We start from the raw sequence: 14,356 nt of genomic DNA, 5'->3' as shown, positions 1-14,356 counted from the left end.
TCGTATCGTGTTTCCCGTTACGACAGTCCATGTTGAGAATTGTTTTACTTTTCATTTCAATACGTGACAAAGTGACATTATGCCAAATTTTGGCGAGATTTTCCCCGGTTATTGGCGAAAGGCGAGCTTCGCGCCATAATCACTGTTTTTAAACCCGAAAAGGCGGTTAATACCATGGAGATACGCGTTTTTCGCCAGGAAGATTTCGAAGAGGTGATCACCCTTTGGGAGCGCTGCGATCTGCTGCGTCCGTGGAACGATCCGGAAATGGATATCGAACGTAAGGTGAATCACGACGTCAGTCTGTTTCTGGTCGCGGAAGTCAATGGCGAGGTTGTGGGGACGGTAATGGGCGGTTACGACGGCCACCGCGGCTCGGCCTATTATCTGGGCGTCCACCCCGAATACCGTGGCCGCGGCATCGCCAATGCGCTGCTGAACCGGCTCGAGAAGAAGCTGATTGCCCGCGGCTGCCCGAAAATCCAGATCATGGTGCGGGAAGATAACGACGTGGTGCTGGGCATGTATGAGCGTCTGGGCTACGAGCATTCCGACGTGCTGAGTTTAGGAAAGCGTCTGATCGAAGATGAAGAGTACTGAGATCCATCCGGCAGACTATGACGCGCAGGGCCGCGTCAGGCTGCCCTTTTTATTCTGGTGCGTTCTGCTGCTCCAGGCCCGAACCTGGGTGCTGTTTGTGATGGCCGCCGCGTCGCGCGGGCAGGGCGACACATTGCTGAATCTCTTTTATCCCGATCACGACGCCTTCTGGCTCGGCTTGCTGCCGGGCGTACCGGCGGTGGTCGCTTTTTTATGCAGCGGACGACGGCATGCGATCCCCCGTTTTTGGGGCGCGCTTCGCTGGCTGCTGATCCTCGCCCAGGTTGCGCTGCTCTTCTGGCAGCCGGTACTCTGGTGGTACGGTGAACCGCTGACGGGCACCGGCGTTGCGCTGGTGGTTGCCGATATTGTGGCCCTGCTGTGGCTGCTGACCAACCCGCGTCTTCGCGCCTGTTTTGCGCCTCACGATGATTAATCCGGCACTTTTTGCCGATGTCGCACTCCAACAAGCGTTGATTTAACAAGTAAGGACGTTTCAATGAAATCGCTGCGTTTACTTTTATGCGCTCTCCCGCTGGCGTTAACCGGCTGTTCGACGCTCTCCTCCATTAACTGGTCCGCCGCGTATCCGTGGAACTGGTTTGGCTCATCAACGGAAGTGACCGAGCAGGGCGTGGGGAAAATTACCGCCGCGACGGCGCTGGATCAGGACGCCATTCAGAATGCGCTCAGCGGCGATTACCGCCTGCGCAGCGGCATGAAAACGGAGAATGGCAATATTGTTCGCTATTACGAAGCGCTGAAGGGCGACAAGCTGGCGCTGGTGATCAACGGCGATAAAGGCACCGTAAACCGCATTGCCGTGATGGATGAAGATATTCCGACGGCGAGCGGTGTGAAGGTGGGTACGCCGTTCAGCGACCTTTATAAGCAGGCCTTTGGCAACTGCACCAGCCTGCCGTCTGACGACAAGGTCGCGGTGGAATGTAAGGCTGAGGGCAGCCAGCACATCAGCTATGTCTTCACCGGAACCTGGAGCGGCCCGGAAGGTCTGATGCCGTCTGACGACACGCTCAGGAGCTGGAAAGTGAGCAAAATACTCTGGCAGCAGTAATTTGCGCCTGAACAAACCGCCTCGCTGAAATCCGGGTATAATACCCGCCATCAATGCCACGCTGACGTGGCATCTTTATTTCAGGAGGAGCGATGTCTCAGGTTCAGAGTGGCATTTTGCCAGAACATTGCCGCGCGGCGATTTGGATTGAAGCCAATGTTAAAGGGGACGTGGATGCCCTGCGTGCGGCCAGTAAAGCGTTTGTTGATAAGCTGGCTACCTTCCAGGCCAAATTCCCGGAAGCGCACCTCGGCGCCGTTGTCGCCTTTGGCAATAACGTCTGGCGTCAGCTGAGCGGTGGCGAAGGGGCGGAAGAGCTGAAAGACTTCATCCCTTACGGCAAAGGTCTGGCTCCGGCAACCCAGTACGACGTGCTGATCCACATTCTCTCCCTGCGTCACGACGTGAACTTCTCCGTTGCCCAGGCGGCGGTAGCGGCCTTTGGCGACAGCATTGAGGTGCAGGAAGAGGTTCACGGCTTCCGCTGGGTGGAAGAGCGCGATCTGAGCGGCTTCGTCGACGGGACGGAAAACCCGGCGGGTGAAGAGGTTCGTCGCGACGTGGCGGTGATTAAAGACGGCGTGGACGCGGGCGGCAGCTACGTGTTCGTGCAGCGCTGGGAGCACAACCTCAAGCAGCTTAACCGCATGAGCGTGCACGATCAGGAGATGATGATTGGCCGCACTAAAGAAGCCAACGAAGAGATCGACGGTGACGATCGCCCTGTGACCTCTCACCTTACCCGCGTTGACCTCAAAGAGGACGGCAAAGGGCTGAAGATTGTCCGCCAGAGCCTGCCGTACGGTACCGCAAGCGGCACGCACGGCCTCTACTTCTGCGCCTACTGCGCGCGCCTGTATAACATTGAGCAGCAGCTGCTGAGCATGTTCGGCGATACCGACGGCAAGCGCGACGCCATGCTGCGCTTCACCAAACCGGTGACCGGCGGTTACTACTTCGCACCGTCCGTTGAGCGTCTGCTGGCGCTGTAATGTCCTTTCTCCCTCTCCCTGCGGGAGAGGGCTAGCATCAGGCCTCACCCTTATTCCCTTTTCTGCTTCTAAATCACCAAACGGTATATAAAACCGTTACTCCTTTCATCCCCGTTATAAATATTATGACTATAAGATAGTCATCACATTTATAAGGGTGCGCAATGGCCGTTACTGTACTGAAAAAAGGAACTCTGGCGCTGGCAGGTTTACTGCTGGTTGCCCAGGCGCAGGCGACTGAACTGTTAAACAGTTCGTATGACGTTTCCCGCGAGCTGTTTGCCGCCCTTAATCCCCCGTTTGAACAGCAGTGGGCAAAAGACAATAACGGCGACAAGCTGACCATCAAGCAGTCCCACGCCGGCTCGTCCAAGCAGGCGCTGGCGATTTTGCAGGGCCTGAAAGCGGATGTGGTGACCTACAACCAGGTCACTGACGTGCAGATCCTGCACGACAAAGGCAAGCTCATCCCGGCGGACTGGCAGAGCCGCCTTCCGAACAACAGCTCCCCGTTCTATTCCACCATGGGCTTCCTGGTGCGTAAGGGCAACCCGAAGAATATCCACGACTGGAGCGACCTGGTGCGTTCCGACGTGAAGCTGATTTTCCCGAACCCGAAAACCTCCGGTAACGCGCGCTACACCTATTTAGCCGCGTGGGGCGCGGCGGACAAGGCTGACGGTAATGATAAAGCCAAAACCGAGCAGTTCATGACCCAGTTCCTGAAAAACGTCGAAGTGTTTGATACCGGCGGCCGCGGGGCGACAACGACCTTCGCGGAGCGCGGTCTCGGCGACGTGCTGATCAGCTTTGAATCGGAAGTGAATAACATCCGCAAACAGTATGAAGCGCAGGGCTTCGAGGTCGTTATCCCGAAAACTAACATCCTGGCCGAGTTCCCGGTGGCGTGGGTGGATAAAAACGTGCAGGCGAACGGTACCGAGAAAGCGGCAAAAGCCTATCTCAACTACCTGTACAGCCCGCAGGCGCAGACCATCATTACCGATTACTACTACCGCGTGAATAACCCGGACGTAATGAACAAGCTGAAAGATAAGTTCCCGCAGACCGATTTGTTCCGCGTGGAAGATCATTTCGGCTCCTGGCCTGACGTGATGAAAACGCATTTTGCCAGCGGCGGTGAGTTAGACAAACTGCTGGCGGCGGGGCGTAAGTAATGTTTGCAGTCTCGACTAAACGCGTGCTGCCGGGCTTTACCTTAAGCCTCGGGACCAGCCTGCTGTTCGTCTGCCTGATCCTGCTGTTGCCGCTCAGCGCGCTGGTGATGCAGCTTGCTCAGATGAGCTGGGCGCAGTACTGGGACGTGATCACCAACCCGCAGGTGGTGGCGGCATATAAGGTGACGCTGCTGTCGGCGTTTGTCGCCTCCATTTTTAACGGCGTGTTTGGCCTGCTGATGGCGTGGATTTTAACCCGCTATCGCTTCCCGGGCCGCACGCTGCTTGACGCCCTGATGGATCTGCCGTTTGCGCTGCCGACGGCGGTGGCGGGCTTAACCCTCGCGTCGCTTTTCTCCGTGAACGGGCTGTACGGCGAGTGGCTGGCGAAATTTGACATCAAAGTGACCTACACCTGGCTCGGTATCGCGGTGGCGATGGCCTTTACCAGCATCCCGTTTGTGGTCCGTACCGTGCAGCCAGTGCTGGAAGAGTTAGGTCCGGAATACGAAGAAGCGGCGGAAACGCTGGGCGCCACGCGCTGGCAGAGCTTCCGCAAGGTGGTTTTGCCTGAACTGTCACCGGCGCTGATGGCGGGCGTCGCGCTGTCGTTTACCCGCAGCCTCGGAGAGTTCGGCGCGGTGATTTTTATCGCCGGGAACATCGCCTGGAAAACAGAAGTCACCTCGCTGATGATTTTCATCCGTTTGCAGGAGTTTGATTATCCGGCGGCGAGCGCGATTGCTTCGGTGATCCTGGCGGCCTCGCTGCTGCTGCTGTACTCGATTAACACTCTGCAAAGTCGCTTTGGTCGACGTGTGGTAGGTCACTGATGGCGGAAGTTACGCAATTGAAGCGATACGATGCACCCCGTATTAACTGGGGCAAATGGTTTCTCATTGGGGCGGGCGTGCTGGTTTCCGCCCTCATTCTCGTCGTGCCGACGATCTATATCTTCGTTCAGGCGTTCAGCAAGGGCCTGATGCCCGCGCTGGAAAACCTGGCGAACCCGGATATGCTGCATGCCATCTGGCTGACCGTGCTGATTGCCTTGATCACCGTGCCGGTGAACCTCGTGTTCGGTACCCTGTTGGCCTGGCTGGTGACCCGCTTTAACTTCCCGGGGCGTCAGCTGCTGCTGACCCTGCTGGATATTCCGTTTGCCGTGTCGCCGGTGGTGGCCGGTCTGGTGTACCTGCTCTTTTATGGCTCCAACGGTCCGCTGGGCGGCTGGCTGGATGAGCATAACCTGCAGATCATGTTCGCCTGGCCGGGCATGGTTCTGGTCACCATCTTCGTGACCTGTCCGTTTGTGGTGCGCGAGCTGGTGCCGGTGATGTTAAGCCAGGGGAGCAACGAAGACGAAGCTGCGGTGCTGCTGGGCGCGTCAGGCTGGCAAATGTTCCGTCGCGTGACGCTGCCGAATATCCGCTGGGCGCTGCTTTACGGCGTGGTGCTGACCAACGCACGCGCGATTGGCGAGTTCGGTGCCGTTTCCGTTGTTTCCGGCTCCATCCGGGGTGAAACCCTGTCGCTGCCGCTCCAGATTGAGCTGCTGCAGCAGGACTACAACACCATCGGCTCGTTTACTGCCGCAGCGTTGCTGACGCTGATGGCCATTTTGACCCTGTTTTTGAAGAGTGTGGTGCAGTGGCGTTTAGAAAATCAGGAAAAACGTCAGCATCAGGAGGGAAATCATGAGCATTGAGATTGCCAATATTAAGAAGTCTTTTGGTCGCACCCAGGTGCTGAATGATATCTCGCTGGATATCCCTTCCGGACAAATGGTGGCGCTGCTGGGGCCGTCCGGCTCGGGCAAAACCACGCTGCTGCGTATTATCGCCGGGCTTGAGCATCAGACCAGCGGGCACATCCGCTTCCACGGCACCGACGTGAGCCGCCTGCACGCCCGCGATCGTAAAGTAGGCTTTGTGTTCCAGCATTACGCGCTGTTCCGACACATGACCGTGTTCGACAACATCGCGTTTGGCCTGACCGTGCTGCCGCGTCGCGAGCGCCCGGATGCGGCAACCATTAAAGCGAAAGTGACAAAACTGCTGGAGATGGTGCAGCTGGCTCACCTTGCGGATCGTTTCCCGGCCCAGCTGTCCGGCGGGCAGAAACAGCGCGTGGCGCTGGCGCGCGCGCTGGCCGTTGAGCCGCAAATTCTGCTGCTGGATGAACCCTTCGGCGCGCTGGATGCGCAGGTGCGTAAAGAGCTGCGTCGCTGGCTGCGTCAGCTGCATGAGGAGCTGAAATTCACCAGCGTCTTCGTGACCCACGACCAGGAAGAGGCGATGGAAGTCGCGGATCGCGTGGTGGTCATGAGCCAGGGCAACATTGAGCAGGTTGACGAGCCTGAACAGCTGTGGCGCGAGCCGGCGACCCGCTTCGTGCTGGAGTTTATGGGCGAAGTGAACCGTCTGCAGGGCACCATTCGCGGCGGCCAGTTCCACGTTGGCGCGCATCGCTGGCCGCTGGGCTATACCTCCGCGCATCAGGGGCCGGTCGATCTGTTCCTGCGTCCGTGGGAAGTGGACGTGAGCCGCCGAACCAGCCTGGATTCACCGCTGCCGGTGCAGGTCCTGGAAGCTAGCCCTAAAGGTCACTACACCCAATTGGTGGTACAGCCGCTGGGCTGGTATACCGAGCCGCTGACCGTGGTCATGCGTGACGACGTGCCGCCGCACCGGGGGGAGCGCCTGTTTGTCGGGCTGCAGCATGCCCGTATTTATCACGGGAAGGAGCGTATTGAGACGCGCGAGGATATTGCTCTGGCGGAGTCAGCCTGATAGGTTAATGCGTATGTTTTTCGCCCGGTGGCGTAATGCTTACCGGGCTTTTTATTGAGCAAAAATCGTGAATACACTCGAACACACCATCGGCAACACTCCTCTGGTCAAACTTCAGCGCATGGGGCCGAACAACGGCAGCGAAATCTGGGTCAAACTCGAAGGCAATAACCCGGCGGGATCGGTAAAAGACCGTGCGGCGCTGTCGATGATTGTCCAGGCCGAAAAACGCGGAGAAATTAAGCCAGGAGACGTGCTGATTGAGGCTACCAGCGGCAACACCGGTATCGCCCTGGCGATGATTGCGGCGCTCAAAGGCTACCGCATGAAGCTGCTGATGCCGGACAACATGAGCCAGGAGCGCCGCGCCGCGATGCGTGCCTACGGGGCCGAGCTGATTCTGGTGACCAAAGAGCAGGGGATGGAAGGCGCACGCGACTTAGCGCTGGAGATGGCCGAGCGTGGCGAAGGTAAGCTGCTGGATCAGTTCAACAACCCGGACAACACGTACGCGCACTACACCACCACCGGCCCGGAAATCTGGCAGCAGACCGACGGGCGTATCACCCATTTTGTCTCCAGCATGGGCACCACCGGCACCATTACGTGGGGTCAGTTCGGGTGGTGCTGTAGCAGGGGCAATCCGCGTTGCAAATGAAAACCCTGGCGCGGTTGTCGTGGCGATTATCTGCGATCGCGGCGATCGTTACCTGTCTACCGGCGTCTTTGGCGAAGAGAGTTATTCGCAGGGGGCGGGGATTTAAGCGTCATGGAGATGATTTTATTCCGGGATAACACCCGGGCGCAGCAAACCGATATTGTCGCGGTTCAGTCGCAGGTGGTTTACGGCAGCGTGGGGAACAGCATTGCGGTACCGAATATTCGTACCCACAGGCTGAACGTCACCGCCGTGCCGACGGTGCTGTTTAGCAACACGCCGCACTATGACACCTTCTACGGCGGCGTGATCCCCGACGAGTGGTTCAGCGGTTATCTTAAGGCGCTGGAAGAGCGCGAGATCCTGCGCGAGCTTAAGGCAGTCACCACCGGCTATATGGGCAGCGCCAGCCAGATCGTCCTGCTGGCGCAGTGGTTGAAGGCGGTCAAAGTGCAGCATCCTGACCTGCTGGTGCTGGTCGACCCGGTTATCGGCGATATCGACAGCGGTATGTACGTGAAGCCTGAGATCCCGCAGGCGTATCGGGAGCATCTGCTGCCGCTGGCGCAGGGGATTACGCCAAACGTCTATGAGCTGGAAGTGTTAAGCGGCAAACCGTGCCGTACGCCGGAAAGCGCCATCGCTGCGGCGCAGGGACTGCTCTCAGATAGCCTGAAATGGGTGGCGATCACCAGCGCACCGGTGGCCGATGACCCGGAAAACATCCACGTGGTGCTGGTGACGAATGAAGGCGTGACCGTCAGCGCGCATCCGCGCGTAGAAACCGATCTGAAAGGGACGGGCGACCTGTTCTGTTCAGAGTTGGTGAGCGGAATTGTTGAGGGGAAAACCGTTGCTGATGCCATTCACATGGCCGGCGATCGGGTGACCGACGTGATGCTTTATACCCAGTCGAAAGGCTACGACGAGCTTATCCTCCCGGCATAAACAAAAATGGCGCCCGAAGGCGCCATTTTTCTGTGCGGCAAGAATTACTTCTTGATGCGGATAACCGGGGTTTCACCCACGGTGACGCTGCCAGACAGTTTGATCAGTTCTTTGATTTCGTCCATGTTGGAGATAACAACCGGCGTCAGGGTAGACTTGGCTTTTTCTTCCAGCAGTGGCAGATCGAATTCAATTACCGGGTCGCCAACTTTAACACGCTGGCCTTCTTCCGCGATACGTTTGAAGCCTTCGCCTTTCAGTTCAACGGTGTCGATACCGAAGTGAACGAACAGTTCGATACCGCTATCAGATTCGATAGAGAACGCATGGTTGGTTTCAAAAATTTTACCGATGGTGCCGTCAACTGGAGCAACCATTTTGTTGCCAGTTGGTTTGATAGCAATGCCATCACCAACGATTTTCTCAGCAAACACTACATCCGGCACGTCTTCGATGTTGACGATCTCGCCGGAGAGCGGAGCAACAATCTCAATAGTTCCGGAGTCTTTCTTATCATCAGAAACCAGAGATTTCAGTTTATCGAACAAACCCATGATCTTCTCCTAAGCAGTAATTTGGGCCGCATCTCGTGGATTAGCAGATTGTTTTTTCTTCAATGAACTTGTTAACCAGCGTCATTAACTCGTCCGTTGTCGGTTGAGCAAGAGCCTGCTCTGCTAACACCTTCGCATCTTCGAAGTTCGTGTTACGGATAATCTTCTTAATGCGCGGGATGGAAATGGCGCTCATAGAGAATTCGTCCAGACCCATACCCAGCAACAGAAGTGTAGCACGTTCGTCGCCTGCAAGCTCACCACACATGCCAGTCCATTTACCTTCTGCATGAGAAGCATCAATAACTTGCTTGATCAAGTTCAGTACGGACGGTGACATTGGCTGGTAGAGATGTGAAATCATATCATTACCACGGTCAACTGCCAGGGTGTACTGCGTTAAATCATTGGTACCGATACTAAAGAAATCAACTTCTTTGGCTAAATGACGCGCAATGGTCGCCGCCGCAGGTGTTTCCACCATCACGCCGATCTCGATTGACTCGTCAAACGCTTTACCTTCGTCACGCAGTTCCTGTTTGTAGATTTCGATCTCTTTCTTCAGTGCACGCACTTCTTCAACAGAGATGATCATCGGGAACATGATGCGCAGTTTACCGAACGCAGAGGCACGCAGGATCGCGCGAACCTGGTCACGCAGGATCTCTTTACGATCCATCGCGATACGGATTGCACGCCAGCCCAGGAACGGGTTCTCTTCTTTCGGGAAGTTCATGTACGGCAGCTCTTTGTCGCCACCGATGTCCATGGTACGGACGATAACCGCCTGAGAGCCACAGGCTTCAGCCACGGCTTTATAGGCAGCAAACTGCTCTTCTTCCGTTGGCAGCGCGTCGCGGTCCATGAACAGGAATTCTGTACGATAGAGACCGACGCCTTCCGCACCGTTGCGCTCAGCGCCATCAACGTCGCGGACGGTACCGATGTTTGCGCACACTTCTACCTGATGGCCGTCCAGGGTGATGGCTGGCAGGTCTTTCAGCTTAGCGAGTTCCGCTTTTTCAGTCGCAACCTGCTCCTGAACCGCGCGCAGTTTATCGATCTCTTCATTGGTTGGATTGACGTAAACCAGATTGTTTACGGCATCCAGAATCAGATAGTCGCCGTTTTTCACCTGAGAGGTGACGCTACCGGTACCCACGATGGCAGGCAGTTCCAGAGAGCGCGCCATGATAGAGGTGTGGGAGGTACGGCCACCCGCGTCGGTGATGAAACCGAGGACCTTTTTCAGGTTCAGCTGTGCGGTTTCAGACGGGGTGAGGTCAGCGGCAACCAGGATGACTTCATCCTGAATCGCGCTCAGGTCGATAATGGCCAGACCCAGGATGTTGCGCAGCAGGCGCTTACCGATGTCACGTACGTCAGCCGCACGCTCTTTCAGGTATTCATCATCCAGTTCTTCCAGGGCAGTTGCCTGACCTTCGATAACTTCATGCGCAGCCGCGTCGGCCGTCATGCCTTTATCTTTAATCAGGGCTATGATTTCCTGCTCCAGCTCCTCATCTTCGAGCAGCATGATGTGCCCTTCGAAGATGGCTTCTTTTTCTTCACCGAAAGTTTCGCCAGCTTTAGTTTTGATTGCTTCCAGTTGCGCAGATGCCTTGGCACGACCGCTCAGAAAACGTTCAACTTCCTGATCAACCTTGTCGGCAGAAATTTTTTTCCGGTCGATGACGATCTCGTCTTCTTTCAGCAGCAGTGCTTTGCCGAAAGCGATACCCGGGGATGCTAAAATGCCTGAAATCATAACCCTACCTTACTTGTGACTGATATTTAAAAGAACCCGGAAACTTACTCGAGCTCAGCCATCAGTTTTACCAGATGCTCAACTGCTTTCTGCTCGTCTTCACCTTCTGCAGAGATGGTGACAACGGTGCCCTGAGTCAGGCCCAGAGTCTGCAGTTTGAACAGGCTTTTTGCGCTCGCGCTTTTGCCGTTGGAAGTCACAGTGATTTCAGAAGTGAAGCCTTTTGCTTCTTTAACAAACTGAGCAGCAGGGCGGGTGTGCAGACCGTTCGGAGCGGTAATGGTAACTTCTTGCTGGAACATTGTATTTCCCCAACTTATAGGTTTAGTGTTGTGGAACTAAAGTCTAGCCTGGCGACTGAACTTTAGCCTGTATTGTTAGCGCTGACGTTTCGATCGTCATTAAACATTATGCAGCGAAAGCAAGACTTGAACCAAATCATAAAATCGATTCAGCAAGGCTATTTCATTCACCGATTAATTTCACGCATCAAAATAATTGCTGGTTTAAATACCAGACCCAACGGGGTGAAGCAATGCCAGGAGGGGCAAAAGTTTGAAGCAGGCCACAAAAAAGCACCTGAAAAGGTGCTTTTTTACGCGTTATTAACATGCTGGCACTACTGTTGCAGTTCTTTTTCGGTAAACAGATCGGCAAACAGTGCGGTGCTCAGGTAACGCTCGCCCGAAGAAGGAAGGATAACCACAATGTTCTTGTTGGTAAAGGCTTCATCTTCCTGAAGCTTGAGCGCTGCCGCAACGGCCGCACCGGAAGAAATACCCGCCAGAATGCCTTCTTCATCCATCAGGCGACGCGCGGTCGAGATGGCTTCTTCGTTAGTGATAGTCACCACTTTATCGATCAGCTTCAGATCCAGGTTGCCCGGAATGAAGCCTGCGCCAATACCCTGAATTTTATGCGGGCCTGGTTTAAGCTCTTCACCCGCCAGTGCCTGGGTGATAACCGGTGAGTCTGTTGGCTCAACGGCAACGGTGATCAGGTCTTTTTTACCTTTTGTGCCTTTAATATAGCGTGACACGCCGGTCAGCGTACCGCCGGTACCCACGCCGGAGATAAAGACGTCAACCTGGCCGTCGGTATCTTCCCAGATTTCCGGACCGGTGGTCTTCTCGTGAATTTCCGGGTTAGCCGGGTTGCTGAACTGCTGCAGCAGCAGATATTTCGCCGGATCGCTGGCCACAATCTCTTCAGCTTTCTGAATGGCGCCCTTCATGCCCTTCGCGCCCTCGGTCAGCACCAGGTTTGCGCCCAGCGCTTTGAGCAGCTTACGACGCTCGATGCTCATGGTTTCTGGCATGGTCAGCGTCAGCTTGTAGCCACGCGCGGCAGCCACATAGGCCAGAGCGATACCGGTATTACCGCTGGTCGGTTCCACCAGCTCAACGCCAGGCTTCAGTACGCCACGTTTTTCAGCATCCCAAATCATGTTTGCACCGATACGGCATTTTACGCTGAAGCTCGGGTTACGTGATTCGACCTTCGCCAGAATGCGTCCATTACCGATACGGTTCAGTCGAACCAGGGGCGTATGACCGATAGTCAGCGAGTTGTCTTCATAAATCTTACTCATGGCCTGTCCTTAACTGTATGAAATTGGGATACCGACCCAGCATACCTGCTAAGCAGGTAGGGGGAAGTAAGGAATTCGCATATCTATATACTGCAAGGAAATAATGGGGATCAGTATGGAATAAGGGGCGGCATAAGCCACCCCTGCTTTACACATTTTTGCATTATTTCCATAACGCGTGCTTAGCACGGTAGCAGTCGACCCACATCGCCGTCGCGCCGCAGACGGCGACGGGCATGATGAACAGATTCAGGAAGGGAATCATGGTGAACAGGCTGGTCAGCGCGCCAAACTGCATATTGGCGACCTTCTGGCTGCGCAGGGCGGTGCGCATCTCTTTAAACGGCACCTTGTGGTTATCGAACGGATAATCGCAGTATTGAATAGCCAGCATCCAGGCGCTGAACAGGAACCACAGCACCGGCGCCACCGTCTGGCCGATGCCTGGCACAAAATAAAGGATAAGCAGCACGACCGCGCGGGGCAGGTACCAGGCAAACTTCTGCCACTCGCGCTTCATGATGCGTGGCAGGTCTTTCATGATCCCCAGCACGCCCGTGTCCGGCGGCGTCGCACCGGTAAGCCGCGCTTCAAGCTGTTCCGCCAGCAGACCGTTAAACGGCGCGGCTATCCAGTTGGCAATCGTCGAAAAGAAGTACCCAAACACCAGCAGCACGGAGATCACCGCTACCGGCCAGAGCAGGTAGTTAAGCCACTGCAGGCAGTCCGGCACGTAACTCATCAGCGACGGGATCCAGCTCTCCAGCTTTGTGAACAGCCACCAGAACGCGCCGCCCATCAGAATAATGTTGATCAACAGCGGCAGAATGACGAAGCGTCGAATCCCCGGCAGGGAGACCAGTTTCCAGCCCTGAGAAAAATACCAGACGCCGCTGCGCGGGGGGGAAGAAGATGTTGAAACCATAGCCAGGCTGTACTCCTTTTTACACAACCAGTGGAATTGCCCGCCTATATTATCCACTTACGGAGCAATGACCAGTTCGGAAATGTTCGAAAAACCAGCAAAAAGCACGATTTCCTTCATCTTTATGCTGTGAATGCTCTGCACACACTTGCACTTGACGTAAACGGCAAATACTCTTAGTGAGTAAATGTTTGCCGTGGTGGCAAGGTGTTAGAACAACAGAGAATATAATGATGCAGGATTTGCGTCTGATATTAATCATTGTTGGCGCGATCGCCATAATCGCTTTACTGGTACATGGTTTCTGGACCAGCCGTAAAGAGCGTTCCTCGATGTTTCGCGATCGCCCACTGAAGCGCATGAAGTCCAGTCGTGACGACGATGACAGTGAAGATGACATCGACGGCAGCGATGACGACGGCGTGGGTGAAGTTCGTGTTCATCGGGTCAATACTGCGCCCGGCGCAGGCCATGGGGAGCATGAAGCGCCTCGTCCTTCGCAGCACCAGTATCAACCGCCGTATGCTTCTGCACAGCCGCGCCAGCCAGCGCCGCAGCCAGTGGAAGAGCCGGTGCGCCAGCCGCCGCAACAGCCTGTTTATCAGCAGCCTGCAGCGCCACAGCCGGTTCAACAGCAACCAGTGCAGCAGCCCGTGCCGCAACAGCCTGCTCAGCCGGTACAACAACCGCAGCAGCCTGTTCACGTACAGCCTGCGCCTCAGCCTGCTCCGGCCCCGCACGTTGAGCCTGAGCCCGTTGTAGAGCCAGAGCCGGTTGTTGAAAAACCGCAGCGTAAAGAAGCGGTGATCATCATGAACGTGGCCGCGCATCACGGCAGCCATCTCAACGGTGACGTGCTGCTCAACAGTATTCAACAGGCAGGATTCAAGTTTGGCGATATGAACATTTTCCATCGCCATCTGAGCCCTGACGGTAGCGGTCCGGCGCTGTTCAGCCTGGCCAACATGGTTAACCCTGGCACCTTTGATCCGGAAATGACCGGTGATTTCGTGACCCCGGGCGTCACTATCTTTATGCAGGTGCCTTCTTACGGCGACGAACTGCAAAACTTTAAGCTGATGCTGCAGTCCGCTCAGCACATTGCTGACGAAGTTGGTGGTGTGGTGCTCGACGATCAGCGTCGAATGATGACCCCGCAGAAGCTGCGCGAGTATCAGGACCGCATCCGCGAAGTTAAGGAAGCTAACGCGTAATAGTCGCGCTTACTTCAACTCCTCCTTAACCCCCGCCTGTCGGGGGTTTTTTCTCATTGAT

Annotated in this window: 15 protein-coding genes and 1 pseudogene; 11 read left to right on the top strand and 5 right to left on the bottom strand. The window is 55.7% G+C overall.

Translation table 11 applies throughout. The features are described 5' to 3' along the window. The first annotated feature begins 174 nt into the window (after window positions 1-174). The 10 genes and pseudogenes from LA04_RS18225 (at window position 175) to pdxK (ending at window position 8,243) form a co-directional block, all read left to right on the top strand. Window positions 175-600, top strand: a complete 426-nt coding sequence (locus LA04_RS18225; RefSeq protein WP_023308738.1) for a GNAT family acetyltransferase — start codon at window positions 175-177, stop codon at window positions 598-600. Continuing rightward, complete coding sequence (locus LA04_RS18220; RefSeq protein ID WP_047652634.1) at window positions 587-1,036, top strand: DUF2919 domain-containing protein; 450 nt, start codon at window positions 587-589, stop codon at window positions 1,034-1,036. Before LA04_RS18225 ends, LA04_RS18220 begins: the two co-directional genes overlap by 14 nt. 63 nt (window positions 1,037-1,099) lie before the next feature. After that, on the top strand, window positions 1,100-1,675 hold the full coding sequence (locus tag LA04_RS18215) for an RpoE-regulated lipoprotein (protein WP_047652633.1): 576 nt from the start codon (window positions 1,100-1,102) through the stop codon (window positions 1,673-1,675). Between the two features lie 92 nt (window positions 1,676-1,767). Then, window positions 1,768-2,667, top strand: a complete 900-nt coding sequence (locus tag LA04_RS18210) for a Dyp-type peroxidase (RefSeq protein WP_023332959.1) — start codon at window positions 1,768-1,770, stop codon at window positions 2,665-2,667. Between the two features lie 164 nt (window positions 2,668-2,831). Further along, window positions 2,832-3,845, top strand: coding sequence for a sulfate ABC transporter substrate-binding protein (locus tag LA04_RS18205; RefSeq protein WP_047652632.1), 1,014 nt, complete (start codon window positions 2,832-2,834; stop codon window positions 3,843-3,845). After that, complete coding sequence (cysT, locus tag LA04_RS18200; protein ID WP_008501609.1) at window positions 3,845-4,678, top strand: sulfate/thiosulfate ABC transporter permease CysT; 834 nt, start codon at window positions 3,845-3,847, stop codon at window positions 4,676-4,678. The genes LA04_RS18205 and cysT overlap by 1 nt, the downstream gene beginning before the upstream one ends. Then, window positions 4,678-5,553 (top strand): sulfate/thiosulfate ABC transporter permease CysW, encoded by an 876-nt coding sequence (gene cysW, locus LA04_RS18195; protein WP_028016163.1) that lies wholly within the window; start codon window positions 4,678-4,680, stop codon window positions 5,551-5,553. Before cysT ends, cysW begins: the two co-directional genes overlap by 1 nt. Further along, window positions 5,543-6,637 carry a sulfate/thiosulfate ABC transporter ATP-binding protein CysA gene (gene cysA, locus LA04_RS18190; RefSeq protein ID WP_008501607.1) on the top strand — a complete coding sequence of 365 codons (1,095 nt, stop codon included), beginning with the start codon at window positions 5,543-5,545 and terminating at the stop codon, window positions 6,635-6,637. The genes cysW and cysA overlap by 11 nt, the downstream gene beginning before the upstream one ends. A gap of 67 nt (window positions 6,638-6,704) precedes the next feature. Further along, window positions 6,705-7,401, top strand: a pseudogene (locus LA04_RS18185) (pyridoxal-phosphate dependent enzyme). Between the two features lie 5 nt (window positions 7,402-7,406). Beyond that, window positions 7,407-8,243: a pyridoxine/pyridoxal/pyridoxamine kinase gene (gene pdxK, locus LA04_RS18180; protein WP_047652631.1), complete on the top strand. Its 837-nt coding sequence runs from the start codon at window positions 7,407-7,409 to the stop codon at window positions 8,241-8,243. Between the two features lie 44 nt (window positions 8,244-8,287). On the opposite strand, the gene crr is transcribed toward pdxK, so the two are convergent. The 5 genes from crr to cysZ form a co-directional block, all read right to left on the bottom strand. Next, on the bottom strand, window positions 8,288-8,797 hold the full coding sequence (gene crr, locus LA04_RS18175) for a PTS glucose transporter subunit IIA (protein WP_003861316.1): 510 nt from the start codon (window positions 8,795-8,797) through the stop codon (window positions 8,288-8,290). Window positions 8,798-8,837: 40 nt separating this feature from the next. Continuing rightward, the gene (ptsI, locus tag LA04_RS18170) at window positions 8,838-10,565 is read right to left on the bottom strand and encodes a phosphoenolpyruvate-protein phosphotransferase PtsI (RefSeq protein ID WP_023332954.1); all 1,728 of its coding nucleotides are present in this window, start codon (window positions 10,563-10,565) and stop codon (window positions 8,838-8,840) included. 44 nt (window positions 10,566-10,609) lie between these two features. Beyond that, a complete protein-coding gene (ptsH, locus tag LA04_RS18165) occupies window positions 10,610-10,867 on the bottom strand; it encodes a phosphocarrier protein Hpr (protein ID WP_000487600.1) in 258 nt (85 codons plus the stop codon). Window positions 10,868-11,184: 317 nt separating this feature from the next. Next, on the bottom strand, window positions 11,185-12,156 hold the full coding sequence (gene cysK, locus LA04_RS18160) for a cysteine synthase A (protein ID WP_014884739.1): 972 nt from the start codon (window positions 12,154-12,156) through the stop codon (window positions 11,185-11,187). A 163-nt stretch (window positions 12,157-12,319) separates the two neighbouring features. Next, window positions 12,320-13,081 carry a sulfate transporter CysZ gene (gene cysZ / locus LA04_RS18155; RefSeq protein WP_047652630.1) on the bottom strand — a complete coding sequence of 254 codons (762 nt, stop codon included), beginning with the start codon at window positions 13,079-13,081 and terminating at the stop codon, window positions 12,320-12,322. 230 nt (window positions 13,082-13,311) lie between these two features. On the opposite strand from cysZ, the gene zipA reads away from it, so the two are divergent. Beyond that, entirely contained in the window at window positions 13,312-14,295 is a 984-nt protein-coding gene (gene zipA, locus LA04_RS18150; RefSeq protein WP_047652629.1) for a cell division protein ZipA, read from the top strand. Window positions 14,296-14,356: the final 61 nt, after the last annotated feature.

The sequence above is a fragment of the Enterobacter sp. UCD-UG_FMILLET genome (assembly GCF_000762975.1).
In the GTDB taxonomy this organism is placed as follows: Bacteria; Pseudomonadota; Gammaproteobacteria; order Enterobacterales; family Enterobacteriaceae; genus Enterobacter; species Enterobacter dykesii.
Note: the sequence above shows the minus strand (reverse complement) of the source record. Positions and strands in the feature narration are given on the sequence as shown.